The organism is Paenibacillus sp. RC21, from assembly GCF_044907935.1.
GTDB classification, from domain to species: domain Bacteria; phylum Bacillota; class Bacilli; order Paenibacillales; family Paenibacillaceae; genus Paenibacillus; species Paenibacillus terrae_A.
The window spans coordinates 593,854-616,565 of record NZ_JBIYCS010000003.1 but is presented as its reverse complement, the minus strand read 5'-3'; the positions used below and the strand labels follow the sequence as shown (position 1 = coordinate 616,565).

General features: G+C 46.0%; 17 protein-coding genes. 1 reads left to right on the top strand and 16 read right to left on the bottom strand.

Annotated elements, in window-relative coordinates; translation table 11 throughout:
- Positions 1 to 16: 16 nt before the first annotated feature.
- The 15 genes from ABIA61_RS12610 to ABIA61_RS12540 form a co-directional block, all read right to left on the bottom strand.
- Positions 17 to 2,335 carry a PKD domain-containing protein gene (locus ABIA61_RS12610; RefSeq protein ID WP_404519918.1) on the bottom strand — a complete coding sequence of 773 codons (2,319 nt, stop codon included), beginning with the start codon at positions 2,333 to 2,335 and terminating at the stop codon, positions 17 to 19.
- A gap of 17 nt (positions 2,336 to 2,352) precedes the next feature.
- Positions 2,353 to 2,739, bottom strand: coding sequence for a Low copy number virion structural protein (locus tag ABIA61_RS12605; protein WP_404580807.1), 387 nt, complete (start codon positions 2,737 to 2,739; stop codon positions 2,353 to 2,355).
- Positions 2,740 to 2,742: 3 nt separating this feature from the next.
- Complete coding sequence (locus ABIA61_RS12600; RefSeq protein ID WP_404580806.1) at positions 2,743 to 3,162, bottom strand: hypothetical protein; 420 nt, start codon at positions 3,160 to 3,162, stop codon at positions 2,743 to 2,745.
- A gap of 107 nt (positions 3,163 to 3,269) precedes the next feature.
- On the bottom strand, positions 3,270 to 6,722 hold the full coding sequence (locus tag ABIA61_RS12595; protein ID WP_404580805.1) for a peptidoglycan DD-metalloendopeptidase family protein: 3,453 nt from the start codon (positions 6,720 to 6,722) through the stop codon (positions 3,270 to 3,272).
- A 10-nt stretch (positions 6,723 to 6,732) separates the two neighbouring features.
- Positions 6,733 to 7,782, bottom strand: a complete 1,050-nt coding sequence (locus ABIA61_RS12590) for a hypothetical protein (RefSeq protein ID WP_404580804.1) — start codon at positions 7,780 to 7,782, stop codon at positions 6,733 to 6,735.
- A gap of 1 nt (position 7,783) precedes the next feature.
- Positions 7,784 to 8,401, bottom strand: a complete 618-nt coding sequence (locus ABIA61_RS12585; protein WP_404519914.1) for an S-layer homology domain-containing protein — start codon at positions 8,399 to 8,401, stop codon at positions 7,784 to 7,786.
- Between the two features lie 55 nt (positions 8,402 to 8,456).
- Complete coding sequence (locus tag ABIA61_RS12580) at positions 8,457 to 9,248, bottom strand: hypothetical protein (protein WP_283655128.1); 792 nt, start codon at positions 9,246 to 9,248, stop codon at positions 8,457 to 8,459.
- Between the two features lie 65 nt (positions 9,249 to 9,313).
- Positions 9,314 to 9,532, bottom strand: coding sequence for a hypothetical protein (locus ABIA61_RS12575; RefSeq protein ID WP_283655127.1), 219 nt, complete (start codon positions 9,530 to 9,532; stop codon positions 9,314 to 9,316).
- A 125-nt stretch (positions 9,533 to 9,657) separates the two neighbouring features.
- The gene (locus ABIA61_RS12570; protein ID WP_283655126.1) at positions 9,658 to 10,092 is read right to left on the bottom strand and encodes a DNA polymerase III subunit gamma/tau; all 435 of its coding nucleotides are present in this window, start codon (positions 10,090 to 10,092) and stop codon (positions 9,658 to 9,660) included.
- A 22-nt stretch (positions 10,093 to 10,114) separates the two neighbouring features.
- Complete coding sequence (locus ABIA61_RS12565; RefSeq protein ID WP_404519913.1) at positions 10,115 to 11,167, bottom strand: hypothetical protein; 1,053 nt, start codon at positions 11,165 to 11,167, stop codon at positions 10,115 to 10,117.
- A 636-nt stretch (positions 11,168 to 11,803) separates the two neighbouring features.
- Complete coding sequence (locus tag ABIA61_RS12560; protein ID WP_404519912.1) at positions 11,804 to 12,502, bottom strand: queuosine precursor transporter; 699 nt, start codon at positions 12,500 to 12,502, stop codon at positions 11,804 to 11,806.
- Positions 12,503 to 12,654: 152 nt separating this feature from the next.
- On the bottom strand, positions 12,655 to 14,052 hold the full coding sequence (locus ABIA61_RS12555; protein ID WP_283655122.1) for an L-cystine transporter: 1,398 nt from the start codon (positions 14,050 to 14,052) through the stop codon (positions 12,655 to 12,657).
- A gap of 233 nt (positions 14,053 to 14,285) precedes the next feature.
- The gene (locus tag ABIA61_RS12550) at positions 14,286 to 16,184 is read right to left on the bottom strand and encodes a beta-glucoside-specific PTS transporter subunit IIABC (protein WP_283655121.1); all 1,899 of its coding nucleotides are present in this window, start codon (positions 16,182 to 16,184) and stop codon (positions 14,286 to 14,288) included.
- Positions 16,185 to 16,349: 165 nt separating this feature from the next.
- Positions 16,350 to 17,183, bottom strand: coding sequence for a BglG family transcription antiterminator LicT (gene licT, locus ABIA61_RS12545; protein WP_283655120.1), 834 nt, complete (start codon positions 17,181 to 17,183; stop codon positions 16,350 to 16,352).
- Positions 17,184 to 17,507: 324 nt separating this feature from the next.
- Positions 17,508 to 18,749, bottom strand: a complete 1,242-nt coding sequence (locus ABIA61_RS12540) for a PTS transporter subunit EIIC (protein WP_283655119.1) — start codon at positions 18,747 to 18,749, stop codon at positions 17,508 to 17,510.
- Positions 18,750 to 19,263: 514 nt separating this feature from the next.
- Here ABIA61_RS12540 and ABIA61_RS12535 point away from each other — a divergent pair.
- The gene (locus tag ABIA61_RS12535) at positions 19,264 to 20,964 is read left to right on the top strand and encodes a methyl-accepting chemotaxis protein (RefSeq protein ID WP_283655118.1); all 1,701 of its coding nucleotides are present in this window, start codon (positions 19,264 to 19,266) and stop codon (positions 20,962 to 20,964) included.
- 100 nt (positions 20,965 to 21,064) lie between these two features.
- On the opposite strand, the gene ABIA61_RS12530 is transcribed toward ABIA61_RS12535, so the two are convergent.
- Positions 21,065 to 22,681, bottom strand: coding sequence for a cobyric acid synthase (locus ABIA61_RS12530; RefSeq protein WP_404580803.1), 1,617 nt, complete (start codon positions 22,679 to 22,681; stop codon positions 21,065 to 21,067).
- Positions 22,682 to 22,712: the final 31 nt, after the last annotated feature.

The following is a 22,712-nucleotide window of genomic DNA, read 5'->3' as shown; positions in this document are numbered from 1 at the left end:
GGATTTTGCAAAATCCTCACTTCACTACGGTAATGTCCGCTGTCGCCGTTCCTGTCTGTCCCAGCTCATTCGTTAAGGTAAAGGTTACGGTATACTTCCCCTCTTTCTGAAAAGTAAAGCGGGCGTTATTCACCGTAATGCCTTCTGGATTCGCACCACCTGAAGCAAACCAGTTGGAGATCAATACCGGAGAATGCTTGTTATAGGAAGACATCAATTCCACTCCCTCCCCAGCATGGACCGAAATATGGGATGGAGTCAGGGATACAACGAGCGCAGGCGGCGAAATAGGTAACCGTTTTGCTGGCCTTCGAAGATTTCCAGCCTTCAGAATACCGATACCCGCTGGTCGATAAGGTGTCGCTGCCCGCTTGGTCAATGGTGATATGCCCTCTGTCAGATAATAAGAAAACGTCTGATGCTTAGCACCCTCTCCATCGGTGCAGTGTTCATCAACAGCCTCCAGCTCATCCCCGTTCATTATAGTTAGGGGCGACAGTAAAATAACATTTCGTAGTGTTCCGTGCGTACCATCTTCCGGATGTATTAATATAGCTCTCGAAGAATGTACCTGCTCCGTGTAGCGGGATGGATTAAACTGATACTGATAGGCACTGCTCATATCGCTGTTGTTCCAGGCTCGAACGTGCTTGGCTCCAGTCGTGTCCTCCCGCAAGGGAGGCATCCTGTTCGACGGAACAGTCCAGGCAAAATAGTACGATTGATAACGTGCACCATACTTTGTTCTCTTGACCATGACAGAATCAATACCGTTACTCGGGTGAACAGGATATCCTTTTAGCATCGGCATAAGCGTATCCTGATGACGTTTTGGATCTGCATCATCATAGTCAAACCGGGCCGATTGGCTGAGCGCACTCTCTAAACTTAAGCCGTCTTTTGCAAATGCAGTCCCTGCGAATAGAGCAGCTGTAGCACCCGCGTTTTCTGTATAGATTTGAAGCTCCACCCAGACTCTTGCGGAAACAGGACTAAAGCCATCAACTCCAGAAGAAGAGAACACTTCCAAGTTAAATGAATTTTTACCATCCACCCCGTAAACAGAGAACTCTCCAAGGTACTCTGCCTGATCTCTGGAATGGGCGGGGGTGTGGGCTTCCGTGGTTCGTAGCTTTACAAGCTCCTGACCTGCAACACGTAGAGAAATATAGTTTGATTCCGCAGCCACATCTCCCGATAACCACACTTTCATCGTCGATCCGGTATTAACCATAGGACTATCCGAGAAAAAGGTTGCTTTGCGAGATTCCTCACCGCCATTCAGTTCAAAAACGCAACTCTCGTTCATTATCGAATGGGTATTGCCCTTGACATCAAAATCGCCCATATAGATCGGGATCGAAGGTACTGCATTACGCTCCCAGGCAGGTGCTGTATCTGCCAGCAAAACCAGCATGACAGTCTTTGCATCCACGTAGCCTCTAAGCTGGACCTTACTGTCCTGCCACCAGTTCGTGAATTTCACATTCATGGTGGCTACCTGTTCATAGCGATCCAATTGCGGAATCCGCGTCCGCGAAGCAACGTAAGGAGATTGGTAGAATTGAGGGAATTGATGCGTAATCATCAACTGAAGCGCTTGGGTCTCATCGTGCAGCCCCCACATAGAGGATTGAATCTCTACATCCAAAGCGAGCCTTTTAAAATCAGCGGATTTATCCCAGCCTACAATCATTCTGCTCGTATTCACGAACTTTTCCAATTGATAAAAATACATCGTATGACGCTCAAACAGATTGTCCTGTTCGACCTTCTGAACAGCCCAAGAGAATATCCCATCAGATTGTGGCTCCAGCTGCGTTCCCCAACCGGCATGGTTTCTGTGAACAGCAAACGGGATTTTTGAGCCTGTATTGTGCAGCTTTTCCTTCACACTGCCCAGCATAGCCATGCCAAAAAGATGCCCTGATACATTTCGCAAAATGTAGTGCTTGGCTACGACAAATTCAAATTCCTCCGAGCCGTTCAGATCACTGTAATAAACAGCCGCCTCTCCTGAAACCCCTGACGCGAAGCTAATACGTTGTCCGCCATCCTTCTTCTCTTCTGCTGAATAATAGGAAGAAGGCATAAGCTCGCCATCCAAATACACAAAGTAGTCACCCTTATGCGCAAGCTTGGGAATATCTACATAGGAGTTGACGAGTGGAAGAGAGAAGCGCTGAATCGTGGGTTTGGCCAGTCGGCTCGAATACACGACCTTATGAAATTCATCCACAATATCCCATCCGTTTTGAGAGCAAAGGGTAACGATTTGACTCAACAACTGATCTTCGTTAACGAGCATTTCCAGCCAAGGACTATCCTCTGGCATTATGTTTCACCTCCTTTCTATTGGAGCATTTGATAATTCACCCATATATCCTTGTTCCTGCCGCCTTCATTAAAAAACTCAAAACGAAATTCAGTCCCTATCGGACAAGGAATAACGGCTGTAAAATACATCCCTTCAGGTAGATCCTTCGTGAAGATACGTTGGCATATCAGCTTATCCCCTACATACAGATTCCAATAATCGCTGGACTCATAAAAAGATGCTCCCACAGCTACCGCAAGCAGCTCGCAATCATGGCTGACTTGCATTGTGCTTTCTACCTTGCCAATTCCTCGGGATTCAATCCGATTGCCCACAATGTACGGTTGGGTCTTCGTTGGCATAAAAGGCGGGTCCAAACGTCCTCCTACCATATAGCTTGCAAAATTAGCACCACTGGACAAAGACTACACCGCCCTTACATAATCAAGAGTCAGATTTTTGAACAAACCATTTTCACGAATAATGCTTCCCCGTATAGCGTTTAACGATGGAATACCAGCCTCTTCTTCCATTTCTGCATTGAGGGTTGTGGAGGCTTCAAATTCAATAAAAAATCCGGTCACCTGCAACAGATCGTCCCGATACAGCGTTAGCCGTTCCAGCAAGCCGTTATCATAGGTGTATAACACTGACGTTACCAATGCAGGATATTGAAGCATTTCACGGGCCACGTCGATGGTCATGACATTGGGCTCCTCCTGAGCCTTTTTTTCCAACAAGTCGTCCGTCTGACCCGCATGTACCCTTTCCTTACGTACTTCGCGTCGAATCAGATCAATAATCGGAAATACCTCGTTGGAGTTCGTAAAATTCTGGTTCTCCAAAGTTCACACCTCACCTTCTCCTTCAATATAAGAAAAAGGAAACGACAATTAACGCAGGCTACGTAATGCCATTTCCTTTTATTATGTTATGGATCATACTGTAAAAATCAGGATGTTGCAGGAAGAGCGGACCAGGTTAGCTCCAGATAGTTAATCATGCCGCATTCATTACCGACCAGCCTGTTGCCCTTAATCAGATAATATCCCGCATTACAGGTATGGTTGTCATACACATAACACCCATCCAAAAGCTCTACGAGCGGGTTACCGCGAATGACAATGTTTTTGGTGCGGGCTTGTCTTTTCATATCAAAAAATACTTTATTCGCTATCTGCTGCTTGAGATCACGCATGGATGCCCCATCCTGCTCTTCAATCCATGGTAGCTGTAATCCGGTAGTTCTCATATTCCCTTTGGTGGCGACAATCAGGCTTTTATCCAGAAAATGCTCCGTTAACCCCTCAGAACCAGAAATCATCAGATGGTTGCGAACACGCGAGTAGTCGGTAGAAGACGTCATTTCAAGCAAATGATCATCTGTAAATTCCCACTTGGAACGTGCTATCTGATCCCAATCCGGAGTATCCAGAAAATTCATTCGTTTCAGTGTAAACGTTCCGTAACGATCACATCTGACATCATAGGGCAAATCCTGTATGAGCGATTGTATAGCATCTGATGCCCTTGTTCCCGTCTTGAAGGATACCGTTGCTACGAAAGGATTTTCCCAGCCTTCGGCTGTTTTCACACATTCTTGATCTTGGGGAATCGTCTGAAGCTCTCCTGACTTGGGATCAAATCTCATGTAGGAGTGCTTGCCCTTCTTCACATCAACATATACCGTTTCGTCTATATCCAAATCGGGATATTGGCATTCTTCCCCGTGCACACGCCATGAATTAAGCCCGGCTGCGACCACAATATCCTTTACAATACTGGATTTCATCCAGGCAAAGGCGCCGCCGTCCCCAGCATACGCTTCCTCTGGAGGGTAGATCATATCCTTATAAAATATAAATTCCTCCAGCATGTCATAACGGTCTACACAGTGGAACGTAAGCGTTCTTCTCTCGGCATCCTCCTCAATTTCACCCTTGATCATGCCTGTAAATACACGTACCAGCTCATCACCGTAGCCTGCATAAATACGGATGGGAGTCCCTTCACTAATCAGATGTCTTCGCTCACCCTCCTCCCAATAGGTAAATTCGTTAGGTGGCTGCTTCCTCCCATCAGGAAATGCAGCGTAACGTTCCAGGGATAGGGAGTAGATCCCTTTGGCATTATTTAAAGTTACGGTGGCTGACGTCGAGGACATATCCATGTGAGAATGAACCTCCCAGTTCATCACATCCCGTTCCAGTGAAGCGGTATCCTCATACTGAAACCCGCCGACGTCATACCATTTCTCCTTATACGTATCTGCGATATGGGTGGCAAACTGCTCAATAGAGTAATCATGAAAGGAATATTTTACCTCTGCAATATACAGACCACCGCTGGATACGGAAAACCGCAGTCTGTTCGCCGTATCATCCTCGGATACGCCGCGTACCCGGGTATTTTCCCATTGTTCGACACCACCCGGAAGTATGCTTTTAATATATACATCCAGATCTGTTTCGTTATGGCAGGTTACTACATAATCGGTGTACTCGCTCATATGGTTATGGCTATAGGAGCCAACATTCGTAGAAATCCCCTGATCTGTAACCTTGACCACAAAGGCTTTGGAGCCACTGGACATTATTATTTTCCCTTGTGTTCCCTGATCGGCCTTAATTCGGAACTGCATCGTAAATGGAAATTTGTTTATCTTCCCTGTCCGTTCAATACCAGCCTCTTCCCGTGCTGTGGATATCTTCTGCTGATCCCCCAGATCCGTCACCACTACCTGCTGATCGGGAGTCCAATCATTTATTGTGCTCATCGGGTCTTCGAACGTCCAGACTGTTTTGGCTGAGACGGATTCCACATCAAATTCTCTGGCTTTCAGGAAAGTGATCCCGAAATTGCCTCTTGACGCCTTGGAAGGATTCGACATTGAAAATTCGATCTTGTGGTGTCCACCAGGCACCGGAATAGAGGGAGGATAAGCCAGTCCGTTTTTGGCATTTACCCCTTCAATGGTCGCAACTACATGGTCGTCCACCTTCACCTCTACTCTGTCCTGGATATCCATATCCGACACATAGGCCCAGCTTAAACAACCCGCCTTGAACCAGTCATGCACAAACGTGAATTTCTTCACCTGACCCGCCCCGTCTGTTCGTTGAAAACCTAAAACATTACGAACCTGATTAGGCGTTTCATTGGTGAAAAATTGTGTGGCACCCACGATATCCACAAATTTCAAAGGGTCCAGACTCGTTTTTTGAGCCGTAAAATCCTTGTTGTACGACACCTTCTCCGTGGCACGGTTGATCTGGTAGGATACAATGGATTGATCGACTTCTGAGTTTGCGCTGCGAGTTCTTCCGTCCCCCCATTGCTTGATTTTCACAATGACAGGTTTTCGCCCAAACTGGAGGCATTGCTCCGCATTTTCCATTAAAATTTCAATACGTTTGCCCTTCGTGGAGCCAGCCGTATCATCAGCCACATATTCGCCCCAATTTTTCCCGTCTACCAACAGCTCAACCTTACTTCCCAACGGAATGACAGAGGGATCGACAGCAATAATTTTGTAATCCTTCCACTGCCGTACATCTGTTCCTCCTCTTGTAATGCCTTCAGAGTTTGCAGCATTTACATAATAAGCCCACGCTTCCATACTATATTCCGTGTAGGATTCGACAGTGCTAGCTGCCAACGATGGAGTGACTGTGCTTTTATTCTGAACAGCCGCATCCAGCAATCGAATGGGCAATTGTATGGATTTTTCCCCGCGCAGGAAAGCTTCGGGGTTCAAATCCTCGCCATCCTTGCGAACCTCAAAATGAAGATGTGCTCCATCCCCACCTCCACTACTACTCTTGTGACCCGAGTTCCATCCTATAGCAATCGGATCTCCAGCCTTCACATGATTTCCAACCTTGACCATCATCGCATTGGGTTTCAAATGAGCATACCGGGTCGTCCAGCCGTTGCCGTGATGAATATATACAGCGTGACCGTAGCCCTTTACAGCACCAGCCGCAGTAATTCTTCCATCCCATACGGCATGAATGGTATCCTCCTTGTCACAATCCAGGTCCACTCCCTTGTGAAGAGGGCGCTTGGAATTCACTGAACGGTGACGGCTGGTAACCAGCATGCCCTGTATATGATTCGAATCGGTAACATGCCCACGCATTTTCGAACTAGAAAGTATAGGCATGGACATAGGCAAATTGGCGAGACGGGCTATTTCGCTAACCTTTGTGGCTTCCTTTTCACTTGATAGCTGGGTCACACCATCAATGGACAAAAAGTCTTTAACGACCGTATCTTTTACATATTGAACAACGTCTTGGTTTGGCCGCAAGCTGCGGACATAGGACATTTTGTCCAGCTCTACAATTACGCGTGGCTGATGACCCCGAGCCTGTCCGTGCTTATTCATGGATTCAAAAGTCATTTTTCATCACCTATCTGAATTTTTCTAGGGCCCATTCTATGAATCGGTTTAAAAATACGACAGCTTCCGCACGTGTAATACATTTTTCTGGCTCCAGCATATTGTTTTCATAGAGTGGAAATACATAGCTTCCGTCTAGAAACTGCTCACTTATCAAGTCCATAACATCCTGCTCATACCATTGGCCTGAGAAAGAGCTTCGGTCCTGCAAGGTTCTCGGCGGATACGTATTGCTCTCCAATCCACGGTCGGTATATCTGTTATAGATATCCACCCGCATCTGTTGAAGAAGAACAAGAAACTGTGCTCTTTTCATACGAACATTCGGAAAGAAACGGTCATGATAACGAGCATGTACAGTGCTGACAACGACCGTCTCCTGTTTAAATTGCACACTCCCGGCTTCACGATAGTTATATCCGACAGTCGCGGGAAATCCGTTATAGTTGAAGGGGAGATACACAATTCCTTGATGAATCACAAATGCATCCTGCCTGAAGCCGAATGCTTTCTTAATCACTTCCTTTGGATCTTCTTCCGATTGGATTTTCACAGGTAACCGCTTGAGCTTGGTTCCCAGAACCGTGACCGTCTCCGGCTGATATTTCGTTTGGCTCTGATAATCAGCTGCCATGGACAAGATCGCAGAAGGCAGGATAATCAGACTTTCGTCCGTATCCATATAAGGTTTTTGAACACAGCCATCCCCCTGATAAGCGGGTCTGCCATAAGCGATACATACCACCTCAAGTCCGCCGGATAAAGGATGGGGCATCGTTATTTTTTCGTTTTCCACTCTTTCAGGCTGTACCTGAACTCCAGCGACGAAAACAAAAACTGGATTTTCAATATGCATCTGATAGCCGGGAATGGCAAATTCCTGCTGACCATCGAACGTTACAAAGCGCTTGACAATGCGTTCATGTCCTTGTTCAAAAGTGTCGTAGGGCATCCCCTCGATAAAGCTTTGCTCGTTGCGGGCATCCAGACCTAAACGTGCCATATCTAACATATCTCTATAAAACCAATCCAGTGGATCTACATCAATCCAACGTTTCATCTCAATACCCCCTTAGAATCCGGTCCACATACCTATAGGACCTCATCAAAAAGGTGATTCCCTCTGCCCGGGTACAGCCCTCGTCCGGTCTGAAATAAGGGCTGACTTCGCCTTCATCCGCAGGGATGGTAACCATACCACGCTGCTCCATTTCCTCGATATAGCTGGATGCCCAATGGCCATTGAGGTCCATGAATTGGCTTTTGCAGCGGTATTCATCACCTTGCTTGCGAATAAGTGACATTTGGACTTGGATGATATATTTAGTCTCCATCTCCGCCGTTTGAATATCTGGTTTACCTGTCACAACCCCCAGATAGATCGTGCCTTTTTCATCATAATATTTGTGTTCTGAGCCTATAAAAGATAGCCAGTCTGCGTATTCCTTTTTACTGTAAAATAAAAGTGTTAGGGCAGCTGTATAATGTGAAGTTCCACGATTGACCAAGCCTGCTGAGTAGGAAAACGTTTCATTAACATGGGATTTCAGAGTCGGAGCCGGTGGCTTATATTCGCTGATAAACTTGGCCTTAACCTCGACAAAGCGAATTCCGTTATCATAAAATAATCGCTTTTTGTAGATCACATCTTCTGATTTATTGGGGCTTTGCTGAGTCAAATGTATACCTCCTGTCATTAAAAATGATGTTTACTCCGGTTCGACAGAGTATGGATTAATATGACGTACTGCTACGATAAGCAGTGGTCGGATTCATAAGAAGCTGATCCCGTAAGCTTCCGGCTCTACCGTTTTTAAGACCTCTTCCCAGTCCGTTACCGATCGCTTCCAGTTGGGTCGGACTTACGTCATTCGTGACATTAGGCAATGTCATATGGACGATGACGTCACCGGAGTTGATCGTGTACGATGGGTGCATGTTTGCACGTGTCAGATATTCTTTGCTGGTCAGCTCTGTGACGCCCCCTGGCATATGAAACGTTCCAGCTAATGGCTCCACCCCACTCCAAATCCCCAATTGGGCTTGCAGGGACTGCCCTCTCCATTCGCTGTGCTGCTCTCGGAATTCCCATGAAGCTTCCGACTTCATATGAAATGCACGCTGATGACGGAGTACACTTTGCAAGTCCTGAGTTTGGTGCTTGCGCATACAGATATACTCCATAGAGCCTGTTCGTATATCTGCTATTTCAGCGTTTAGCGTCTTCCTGCTTGGATCCCTCTGCACCTTGCCCACGTATTCATTCATGGGGAAGGTCAGCGGCTTCGTTTTACCATTCATATCATGTTGCAGACTTTGGCTCTCATCTGCGGGTAGCTGATCTGGTTTTTGCTGGTTTACTTCGGACCTTGTCCTACAATCTAATAAGGTGCTTAATGTGTGCTTGTGTTCACTCAAACGCCCTAAGCGTGAAGCCAGCTCCCGAATATCAGCACGAGAAGAATGCCTTAGTGTCTGAATAAATGCCTGTAGCTCCACAAGCACATCAACCTCTATATTGCCCATACATTCACCGCCTTTTATAAAATGAAACTCCCGCCCCTCCATACGGAGCAGAGCAGGAGTGCCTTTCATCCAAGCATATTAGCCAGAAATGCCATATCTTCTTCGTCCGCTATCTTATAGCTGCCCATATATGAGCCGTCTTCCCTGACTTCTTCACGGGCTGTATGGCGGGTATCCGAACGATCCATTTGATCAGTCCCGCTCCATAGCCCACCGGCAGACATGGAGGATACTTTAATTGTAAATTCGATATGGTCATGACACTGCTCCAGATAGTAGCCCAACTGAGGGAGCGTAAGGTCCCAAACCTGATGCTTATCCAGGTGACAATAATGGGCCAGCTTAAAAAAAAGATTCGCCCAGTCAACGGGAGCTTGCCGGTCATACTCCAGCTCCTCATCCTCAGTCGCTACATGGACTTTTTTATTCCATTCAGTCCGATCATGGCATCAATAATTTGCTTGGCCGTTTCGAGGTCAACATACTCCTCCAGATGCTCAGGAGTCATCCAGCTATAATAAGGCTTGAAGCCCATCATCAGCACATCTATCAGCTCATGATAACGATCCGCACCTTCCGGGTCATCTGGAATCAGATTTGCAATAATAATGCCGGAATCAATAGCGTTCAGCTTTTTAATCAGCTTACGCGCATCCTTTAACCCAAGCGGAGGCAAATAATACGTTTTACCGTCACGGAGACGCACCTTTTCATCTTCTTCAAAGAAAGCTTTTTCTTTGATCTGTGCTTCCTCTTCTGTCAAAACCTTCTTTGTACTTTCTACCACCGCATCTGACTTGGAAGGCTCATTTTTAGATGGAACGGTGAACTCTCTTTCATTCATTTCGAAAACACATCCTTACGTATCAGTTGTTAGCAGATGTTGTTGCGATCTCATAACGCTTGATCGTGCCGAGCTTGTTATCAAAGCGTTCCGGGTCAATGACCGTCAAGGTTACACTATGCGTAGACGCCTGCTGGCGCTGAGCATCAATCGTGAAATTGGATTTCACACGACATTGATACAATTCCGTTTGGTATCCTTGCACAGAACCGTCCTTTTGCTCAAAACGGCCATCATGAACCAGGTGAACCGTCAACGGTAAATCCCTGCTCGAAATATCCAGAACATCCACCACTTCATTGCGTTTATAGTTTACATAAATGGCTACATCCTTCAACGCTGCATTGAAAATCAGCTTTCCCCCTTCAACAAGGTATTGCTCCTCGGTAGGGGTTCCGGTGAGCGAACGTTTGAGAAGCTTGTTTCCATTTAGCGTACGCACTGAAATTTCAGGCGTGGTATGCAGCGAGGTACCAAAGACAAGCTCTGCCTCACACTTCCCGTTTACTTCCTGAATAACGTGCTTCTCTTCCAGCTCCCATACAAATCCATCATCATCCTGCTGGATTCCACTCAAAGCGACAGGATAGACAATCACTACTTTTTTCCCGGCCAACGCTGCATCGAACACTGCCTTATTACCTGTCACGGTAACTTCTGTGGTTACATCTGTGCCTGTAATTACATCCTCGTAAGCCTTCATTGCAGGACTTGTCGCTGCGGCTTCTGTGAGCAGCACCTGGTATGGGGATTCCCCTGGAACCGTCACGGTTTCCGTTGTCAGTCGGTAAGACGCTCCGCTAACACCTTCACGAAGCTTGGAACCGAGGACGAGACGGACCAGATTTAAGTCAAATTTGGCATCTTGAGCTGTAATATCAATCGTTTTTTTACGAAGCAATGCATCCAAGGGCACACTGGAATCTCCACCCTCGATATCGTGCATATCCAGTTGGATGTCCAAAAGCATGTTGTTCAGTGTTCCAATCGTGATGAGTTCATCACTATTCGGAATTTTAGCCATAAACTTGCCCGCACCTTTAATCAACATTTTTTTGTTTTTCGTCATTCCCATCTTCAAAAACCTCCAGTTTATTATTCCATTCTAATGGTATCCCGATTGGAATGGAGTATTTATATGTGTTCTCAAGGCCCGCGTCATGATCTGAACCCGTGACAACTTGACCTTTGAGCAAACCACCTTCCTGACGATATCAATATAAGTGAAGTATTGGATGTTTTAACTGTAGCGATGTACTTGATCTCTTCATCGTCCTCGTTTCTTCATACAGGGTCTACACCCCTCAATAGACGACCTCGGAATATGCTGCTGCCAATTAGACTGTTCAACCTCATGAGGATAAACAAGTTTACCGAACTGATCCATTACTTTACCCGTAAGTTCGCCGATACAATGCAGGCATAGCAAGGGTTCTCCTGCCATTTTCTCTGCCATAAAGTTTTCTCTAGCCCTTTGTGTCACATAACGAAATTCACACCGGATACATGGGGTAAACTGCATCATTCCTGTAGCCTCCTTCATAGTACAAGGTTTGATTTTCTCCTTACGTAGTCTCCAATATTACAATTCATCTGACGATCTCTATACTTCAATATAAGTAACTGTAAGCTTCATTGAACGATTTATATATAAGAATAAGAACGATTTCATTGGTTATACAAAAAAAAGGAGGAGCAACCCCAAGCCAAATTACGGCTTGAGCGTCTGCCCCTCCTCTTCTGCAAAGCGGAAGTTGCGTGCGATGTACAATATCGGTGTACCCGCCGCGGTTAGTACAAATTTTAAGATATAGGTGGTGAACAGTAGCTCCAGCCATATTCCCCATTCATAGCCGTAAAAGGCGATGCTGCAAAAAATGAGCGTATCAATAAACGAGCTAATCATTGTACTGCCATTGCCGCGAATCCAGAGCTGGTGACGTTGCGGGAAAAACTTGCGAATCCACGAGTATAGACGAACGTCCAGCAATTGGCTAACCGCATAGGCCGTCAGGCTGGCAAGCGCAAGTCTGGGTAATAGTCCGAATAATTGCTGCATCGGCGCCTGGGCAAAATCGGTTGCATTAGGCTGAAACACCAGCGCCATCTGCATCGTTAGCGTCGTCATAATCAGCGTGAAAAAGCCGAACCACACCGCTTTGCGTGCCTCTTTAGGCCCGTATTTTTCATTCAGCAAATCGCTGGCCATGTACATAGAGACATACATTGTATTTCCCAATGTCGTCGTAATACCGAGCAAATCAATGGTTTTGGTTACCTGAATGTTGGCAAGTACGGTAGCCACACCAATCCAGGCGTACAACCCTTTTTTACCGAACAAACGATAACATAACAAAAAGAACATAAAATTGACGAGGACAAAGGCTGCCCCCCATAGCAAATTAAACATGAAATCCTCCTAGTTTTGATAGCGCGGGATGGTTGCGAACCGCGGTTCATCCGGAGTAAGCCGGAAAAACATTATTTTAATGTATCACAGATTACGATTCGTGAACAGTAAACCTGCTCCCTAAACTGCGAAGAGAGTCCCTATCGTTCCAATTAGGAGCTTACCGTCGTATCTAGATCCATACCCTGATCGTTGAACACATCCTGATCATTCTCCTTAAGCACCTTGCCTGAAATGAGTCCTGCCGTAATAGAATCATTGACATTCAGCGCTGTGCGTCCCATATCGATCAGTGGCTCAACCGAAATAAGCAATCCCGCCAAGGCTACGGGCAAGTTCATGGTCGAAAGCACGATCAGAGAAGCGAAGGTGGCACCACCGCCTACACCCGCCACGCCGAAGGAACTAACCGTAACGACCAGAATGAGCGTGAGGATAAAATCCCAGCTCGTCGGATTTATGCCCACGGTTGGCGCAATCATGACCGCCAGCATGGCCGGATAAATACCTGCACAGCCGTTTTGTCCAATGGTCGCTCCCAAGGAGGCAGACAGATTCGCGATGCCGTCTGACACACCGAGCTTTTTCGTTTGCGTTTCAACATTTAGCGGAATCGTTGCCGCACTGGAACGGGATGTAAAGGCAAAAACCAGCGTAGGCAATACCTTTTTCACATACGTTACCGGGTTATAGCCGAACAGAGCCAGCAAAATAAGATGAATGACGAACATGACCAACAGAGCCACATAAGAAGCGAGTACAAACTTGATCAGCTTCAAGATTTCATCCGGATTCGTCGTGGCTACAACTTTAGTAATCAGCGCCAAAATACCGTAAGGCGTCAATCTCAGCACCAGCGTCACAATCCGCATCACCACCGCGTACACGGCGTCGATTACTTTACGGAAGGTTTGCGCCTGCTCTGGCTTTTTACGATCCAGTCCAAGCACGGCTACCCCGATAAAAGCCGAGAAAATCACTACTGCCAGCGTCGAAGTACGACGTGCTCCCGTCATATCCTCAAAAGGATTGGATGGAATAAATTCCAGCACCTGCTGTGGAATCGTCATATCCTGAACTGTTCCAAGACGCTCCTCCATCTTCAAACCCTGTGCTTGTTCCTTTTCCCCACTTTGAATCTCAATCGCTTTAAGATCGAACGACAAGCTGGTCACAATACTGACCGAAGCGGCAATAGCCGTTGTAATCAGCAGTACTGCAATAATAGACACGCTTATTTTGCCAAGATTCTGTCTTCCCTTCAAATTCATAATAGCCGAAATGATCGACACCATGATGAGCGGAATAACTACCATTTGCAGCAAACGGACATAACCATTGCCTGCGAGGTTGAACCAATCGACCGATTTTGTAATGACCTCTGAGCCCGCCCCATAGGCGTATTGAAGAATAACCCCGTAGATCAGCCCGAAGCCCAGCCCGGCAAATACCCTTTTTGTAAAGGAAATGTGTTTTTTCTGCATCCAGACCAACACGCCGAGCAGTGCAAGCAGCACAAGCACATTCAAAATAATAAAGAAGGTATCCATATATTTTTCCTCCAGACAGATGATATTTTATTAAGTGACCCTTCAATCCGTTAATTACTATATCACAATACCAACTATCTTTGTAGGTTTTGTTTTAATAAATGGGTTGAAGCCAGTATAGCTTTGGGGGATTACATTGAAAACGCAAAAAGGCAAGTCTTCCTGTTTCGAAGACTTGCCTTTTGTTAATCCAACGATTGATGTTAGATTATACGTAAAATCTTTTGTTGTCGTTAGACGATTACTGTATAAAAAAGCTCCTGTTCCTTAACCACTTTATGCTCATTTCCAGCAGGCTCCAGTTCACTAAACTGAGCTACGTTCGTAACAATAACAGGTGTAATCGTTTCGTAACCAGCCTTGCGAATTTCCGCCAGATCAAACTCCAGCATGAGATCGCCTACTTTCACTCGATCCCCTGCTTTCACATGAGGAGTAAAATGAAGGCCTTTCAGCTTTACCGTATCCATCCCAACGTGTATGAGCATTTCAAGCCCGGAATCACTCACCAAACCTACGGCATGTCCACTTTTGGCAATGGAGAATACGGTACCTTCAACTGGAGAAACAACGCGACCTTCAGATGGCTCAATAGCCCATCCTCTACCCATGATTTCCTGAGAAAAAGCAGGGTCATTGACTTCACTGAGCGGCTTAACCTCACCCATAATCGGGCTGTATACCGGGATTTTCTCGCCTTTTGGCAGTGAGGCCACAGGAGATGGTGCTACTTCCTCAGTAGAGATGTCTCCAGCAGCACCTGTTGATGAAGCTTCTTCTTCCTTCACATCTTCAAAACCGATCAAATAGGTTGCCACTGTAGCAGCCGCAAATGCGATAATGATACCAAGAATTGCGTACAAGAAAGTTGGTCCGATAAACATTGCCAAGCCAGGCAAGCCAGCCAGTCCACCCATAACATAAGCTTTTGTGCCAAACAAGCCCATGAATCCTCCGCCAACGGCACCTCCGATCAACGCTGCGATAAACGGTTTTTTAAACCGCATGTTTACCCCATACATTGCAGGCTCGGTTACACCCATAATAGCTGTCAAGCTTGTGGAGAAAGCCAACGTTTTGATTTTGGCATTTTTGGATTTCAAGAATACACCCATTGTAGCGCCAGCCTGAGCCAAGTTAGCTGCTGCCATAATCGGAATCATGTAGTCATAGCCCAGCGTGGCGATAGAACCAATCATGATAGGAATCAACGCATAGTGCATACCTGTCATGATGATCAGGGAGAAGGTACCACCGAGTACCAGACCTGCAAGCGGACCTGTATTTTCAAACAACCAAGAAATACCACCCGACAGGCCATTACCAATAATGGCGCCCAGCGGACCTACTGCAATCAACGTTGCAGGCACAACAATCAACAAAGTCAGTGTCGGAACGACAATCAGCTTCAATGATGCATGTGTATACTTATCAATGAATTTTTCAACATGGGCCGCCAGCCAGATCGCAATAACGATGGGAATAACAGTCGATGCATAGGTTGCCGCCGTCACCGGAAGACCGATAAAGCTAACCTTCACATTGGATGCCAGCAATGCCGTAATCGTCGGATGCAAAATAGAGGCACCTATCGCAGCCGCGATAAACATGTTACTTCCCAGTTTTCTAGCAGCACTCACAGCCAGAATAATCGGCAGGAAATAGAATGCTCCGTCTCCTATTGCCGCTAAAATCGTATAGGTTTGACTCTTATCGGACATCCAGTTCATTGCCACCAATAGAGCAATGATCCCTTTGATCATACCTGCACCGGTGATCGCCGGCAAAATAGGTGTAAACATACCAGCTATAAAGTCAAACAGACTGCTGATCGGGTTTTGTTTTTTCTTGGATGCATTGCTTGCGACTGTCTCACTTTGCGGCACCTTGGACATGTTGCTCACCAACGATTTGTACACGTTAGCTACATCATCACCGATAATAACCTGAAACTGGCCGCCACTCTCCATCACTCCCATGACGCCATCCGTTTTTTTCAACTGATCTTTCTGAGCTTTCTTATTATCATAAAGATTGAAGCGCAAGCGGGTCATGCAGTGAACTACCTGCTCAACGTTTTCTTCACCACCAACCAGTTTAAGTATCTCTTTGGATAATTGATTTCGATCCATGAGGGTTTCCTCTTTTCTTTTAAGGTATAAAATGCGTAAATTGGCAATAAAAAAACCTGAATACAGAAAGCAGACAGCTTTATAAAAAGCCAATCTTCTTTCAGCATTCAGGTTTTGCCTTCTGGTTTAGAAGTAGCAATCCTAAATCCCTGATCATCCATGAAATCATTGATTTTTAATGATACGCTCGATATGAATGGTGAGATATAGCATCTCATCCTGGGATAAGCTCCGACCATAGATTTTAGTCGTATAATCTCTTATTTTTTCAGCACAGGCGTAGGCATTCTTGTACTGCACCTTAACCATATCATGAAGGGAATTATCTGCATTTTGTACAGGGGTCCCGTTCATTACCCGTTGAGCAAAAAATTTGAGATGTGTAATAAAGCGGTAGTAGCTTAACGACTCTTCATCCAGCTCCATTACAAAAAAGCGGCTTACAATGTTAATGATATCCTTGACGATGTTAGTCAGGGCTATCGTTTCGCGCATTTCACTGTTGAGCTGAGCATTCACCAGATGCAGAGCAATGAAGGCTCCTTCATCATCCGGAAGCGTAACTCCCAGCTTGTCCTGAATCATATGCAGTGCTTTGGTCCCAATCGAAAATTCCTTGCGGTACATTCGTTTGATTTCCCAGAAAAGGGCGTTCTTTATATCCATCCCCAAACGATAACGCTCTATGGCAAAATGGATATGATCCGTCAGCGAAATGTAGATGCTGTCATGTAATTCCACACCGAGTATCGTTTTGGCATATTGAATGATCTCATCAGAAATTTCAACATATTCAATAGGGATATCAGACATCAGGGTCATCAGTTTGCGGGAAACCTCGGTGCTTTCAAGCTTAAAGATTTTCTCGATATGCCCTTCATCAATCTCATCGCCTGAGCTTTTCTTAAAAGCAATGCCTCTTCCCATAATGACTAATTCTTTCTGCTGCTCATCAATGACCGTTACAACATTGTTATTCAGCACCTTTGCTATCTTCATTCCATCACCTTAGGCCGCTTGGAGTAGTAAAAAAAGGCAATACCAAAACTGACACTTAGTGCCTGCTTATGGTTTTGCCTGATACAATCAGTAACAATCCACGAATGTGCAGTTTTGAATAACTGCCATCATAATATCATATAAGAACTGAGCTGACAAGTTTTTTTTGTAAACACTTTCATAAGGCCCCTAGGCGATGGGAGCACCAAATTACTGCCTTTAATCTGCACGATAGTGCTGCAGCGTGTCCGCTTTTGGAGTTAGAAAACACGATCCCTCCACTGGGGGAAATGACAAGTCCTTCGATGGTTTATTCGAAGCAGCCTAGTTGTTGGCGCTCTTTTCCACTGCCAAATCCGAAGCAGTGCTGGTGCCAGATGTGGATGGTCCTTTTGAATGTTCCTCTTTTTCCTCCACAAAGCCCATGAAATACGTAATTACACCAGCCGTCACAAACGAAATGACCATCCCCAAAACGGCATACACAAGCGTGGAGTCACTAAACAGCGGTAAAGTCATTAGTCCGAATAAGCTTACCAGAGCAGTGATCGCCGTTTCAAACAGGCACACAAATGCCCCACCAATGGCCCCGCCGATCAACGCAGCAAGAAACGGTTTTTTGAAACGTACATTAACACCATACATGGCCGGTTCAATGATTCCTAGCACGGCTAACAAGCCTGTGGTTGCGGCCAGCGCCTTGACTTTGGAATTTTTGGATTTAATACATACGCCGAACGCCGCCCCCGCTTGAGCCATAACCGCCGCCACCATGACAGGAGCAATGTAATCATAGCCCGTCGCAGCAACGGATTCCAGCATATCGTTCACCAGCATATATTGCATGCCCGAAAAATGAAGCAAAGGTATAGTGCCTCCATACAGCAGACCCGCCAATACTTCCGAATTGAAGAAGAACAATGAAGAAAATTCTTCTGACAATGTATGAGCCAAGGTAGTCCACAGCGGACCGAAAACAAACAGCAATAAAGGCATGATAATCATGAGCGTCAACGTTGGGACAACCATCAGCTTTATGGCATAGCGATTAAATTTGCCTAATCCTTGCTCAATTTTCGCTGCAAGCCAAACGGTAATAAGGATCAGTATAAAGGAAGAAATATACTGGGGCTCCGCCACTGGTAAACTGGTCGAGCTGATCTCTTTAGCGGACTTCAGCACTTCCGTAAGGCTGGGAAGAAACGAGCATCCCCCGATGACTGCTGCAATGAATATGTTGCTGCCAAGCTTTTTGGCTGCACTTACTGCTACCATTAGGGGTAAAAGATAAAATACTAATCCGCCAATGTACATTACAATTGTAAAAATTTTAAATTTAGAATCAATATCCAGATACAACAAGACAGAAGCAATCACCTGAATGATTCCCGCCCCGATCAGTGCCGGCAGGATTGAGGTAAACACACCCGAAATAAAATCAAACAGGCGACTTATCGGATTCCTTGCTGTGCCAGTTTTTCCATTGCCGGAAGCGGAAGCAGGCTCCTGTTTGTCTTCTCCTCCTGCCTGCGAAATCATTTCTTTGGAAAGTAAATCCTGATTCATAAAAGCCTTTTCCCCTTTTTTATGTATATTGAAGGCCACATTCGTACTTAATATATAACTGCTTACAGGAAGTACATGGAAAGCGACATTCCTTATACTACTTTCATTCCTTCTTTTTTACAATAGTCTTAAAAGAAGGAATGAGATATTCATTTTCATCCTCTGATGATTTTACATCAAGCTTACATCTAATAGCCCACGACCATAGTTACATTTTTTTGTTTGTTTTTGGGCAAATATGACTATTCAACCGCCTGTTAATTATGTAAAATAGGTCTAACCTACTTTTTAGTAATTCATGGATTGCTTCCCTTTCTTGTTCTTGCCCCTTGAATACAACTGAAATATACATAGAATCCGAACATTTTCAGTTTTTTCTTCAAGCAGAAAAGGAAAATAAGTAGATCATGACGTGTCTAATGTAAATTGGACAAGCGACCTACTTCAAGCAGGGAAATCTGTATATTTTCTTTTTAATACCAACTTATCATTATCATGTGAGAGGAGATTTTCCATGCAACGTTTTAATCGTTCCATTGGCGCAAGATTGCGGATTATGATTATATTGATTCTGCTCTTCGCGTCCCTTCTGTTCAGTGTCAGTTTTTATGCAGTATCCATGAGTATCATTAATAACAGTGTCATTCCTCAGGTGGATCAAATGCTGGAAACCGGGGCCAAGAGTGTGTATCAGGATCTTAATATTTCTTTGGCAGTTCAGGCACAGCAAGGAAATGGTTCAGATTCCGGGTCTGGTATGCAGATGGAATCTTATCTTCAAGATAAGGTCAACACGCTTAAACTTGAATCGGCATATATCGCAGTGGTGAAAGATGGTAATGCCGAAGTTGTCGCACGAAATGAAAAATCGGTATATAAGGTTAAAGATGTACTTGTTCCTGTGGAGGATATCAAAAAAGCAAAACAAGGCGAGATGAATGTCAGTGACATTTACAGCGATTCATACGGATTACACAAAACCGCCTTCTTTGCCATAGCGGGCAGTAACCTGGTCCTGGGTGTGAACGAGGACGTTGGATTTGTGCAGGACAAATCCCAACAAATTTTATGGATCTGCATAGGTATTACAATTGTAACGCTTCTGCTGGGTGGAATTATTTCTACCATTGTCGTACGCAAGGTTGTAGAGCCTATTGCCGAATTGGTTCGTCATAGTGAAAAAATTGCTCAAGGTGACCTGTCGCAAGAACCGAAGGTTATCGGTAACAACGAAATTGCGCAGCTTGCCCGCAGCTTCCAATCCATGTCCCACAATCTGAAAGAAATGATCGGTCATGTGCTTTCCACATCCGGTGCGGTTGTACAAGGCTCGGACGAGCTGCTTCGCCGGACTGAAGCCATGGGTGTAAAAGTACAGGACTCTACCGTTGCCGCAGAGGAAGTGGCAAAGGGTAGTACCAGCATAGCTTCTGCTGCTGCTGAAAATGCACAGGCTATGGAGGAAATCGCTCAAGGTGTTCAACATATCGCCTCCTCTGCCAATGATGTATCCGATCAGATCAGTGAAGCAACCGAAGAAACAGTGAACGGTAATACACTCGCTCAAAATGCTGTTGCCCAAATGTCGCAGGTAGGACAGGCTGCCGATGAGTCGCTTCGATACATCCATAGTATGAATGAGCGCTCCGAGGCCATTGGTAGCATTGTTTCAGCTATTTTTGATATTACGAAGCAGATTCAAATGTTGTCCCTGAATGCCTCCATTGAGGCTGCCCGTGCGGGTGAGCATGGACGCGGCTTCGCCGTTGTAGCCGGAGAAGTTCGCAAGCTGGCCGAGCAGTCGAAAGAAGCGACACAGCAAATTTCCGATTACCTGGTAACCATCCAGGAAGTATCGCAGCAGTCCGTTGACTCTGTGACCCGGGTCAGCCGTGAAATCCATTCGGGAACGGAAATGGTGCAGCAAGCGAGTACAGCCTTTAATCAGCTAAGTCAGCTCATGCAGACGATCAACGCGACGATCCAGACGGTATCCGCAGCAACAGAGCAGGTATCCGCCAGCTCGGAGGAAGTATCGGCTTCCGTGGAAGAGACAGCTCTCATCGCTGCCAATGCCCAGCTTATGATTCAGGAAATCGGTTTAAATTCCGATGAGCAACTGAATGAAATGGAAGGCTACAGCGAGGTCGTACGCCAATTAAGCAAGCAAGCAACCGAACTGCAAACAGCCGTACAAAAATTCAAAATCAAGTAAGCTGAACTACAAGGAAAGAGGTATCTCGCGGCCACGAACACGGCTGTGGAGATACCTCTTTATTTTTTAAAGCGTGATGTTATACGATCATCTATAAAGGTTAAGAGTCCATCCCCATAATGCGGTAGATTCGGTCCATGTCCAAATGAGCCCGCACCACCTCTGCAACACGGTCAAACTCACGTTCCTTGGCTTCACGTACGGTAAAGGTGCTATCCAGCCCTGCCAAGCCCTTGGCTTGTCTCAATCCATCCAGCCAGGAACGGCGAAAACGATCATTATCAAACACACCATGCAAATAGGTACCCCATACTTTACCATCCGCTGTTCCCCAACCTTCCTCAAAGGCTGTTCCCTCGCCGCGACGGATATGGAATAAGGTGTGCATTGGGTTCATTCCCTCGGTACCATCTTTAGGCGCGTGTGGTTCTGTAACACACTCCGTGACGCCCATATGTATTTCATAGCCTTCAATTATCGACGTGGGAGCAGAATCCGAATCGGGTGCAATTAGCAACAAGGGGCAGTGATTAGACAAGGTTCCCTGTACGCGTACCGTTTGCTTTTCCTTTAAAAAGGTCGTGGATAGCGCCAGCCAACCTAACCCTTCTGCCTGCTGCGGCAACCCAGATTCGACCGCTTCGGGATCAAACAAGGCTGTGCCGAGCATCTGATAACCTCCACAAATGCCAACCAACTGCGTGTGTCCCGTATTCATAGCCTCCCGAATGTCCTGCTCCAGACCTCTTGTCCGCAATTCAAGCAGATCGCCAATCGTGTCCTTCGTCCCCGGTAAAATAATAGCGTCAGGTACACCCAGTTCTCCGGCCTCCGTGACATAACGTACACTCACATCCGGCTCTACGGCCAAAGCATCCGTGTCTGTAAAATTGGAAATACGCGGATAACGAATGACCGCGATGTCCAGCGCTTTATCCTTTGCAGACAGCTTGGGCTTCTTGTCCAGCACCACAGAATCCTCTGCCTCAATGCGGATATCCGGTAGATAGGGCAGCACGCCGAGTACAGGAATACCGGTTCGTTCCTCCAGCCAGTCCAGTCCCGGCTGAAGCAGGGACAAATCCCCTCTGAACTTGTTAATGACAAATCCACGGATACGCTGCACCTCATGCGGCTCCAGCAGCTCAATCGTTCCTACCAGAGAAGCGAAAACACCGCCCCGGTCGATATCCGAAATAAGCAGCACGGGAGCGTCCGCCCAGCCCGCAAGATTCATATTTACAATATCGCGGTCCTTTAAATTAATTTCTGCCGGACTGCCTGCCCCTTCCATAAGCACAATGTCATAGGTATCACGCAGCCGATTCAGCGCGTCCATGACCGTCTGTTTGGCTTGCGGCAAAAATTTCTTTCGATAATCGGAAGCACTCATATATGCATAAGGCACACCGTGAACAACAATTTGTGAATGCATATCCTTGACCGGTTTGATCAAAATCGGATTCATGTCGGTCGTCGCTTCAATACCGCAGGCTTCTGCCTGCACACCCTGAGCGCGTCCAATTTCTTTGCCGTCCTCGGTGACATAAGAATTTAGCGCCATATTTTGTGACTTGAACGGTGCGGGACGATAGCCATCCTGCGTGAATATACGGCACAGTGCAGTGGTCACCACGCTTTTGCCCACATCCGATGCTGTGCCCTGGAGCATAAGCACCGCTGCGGGATTCGTGCGGGACGGTTCGAAATTTGACAATTGCCTCTTCCCCTTTTACCAATTCATTTAA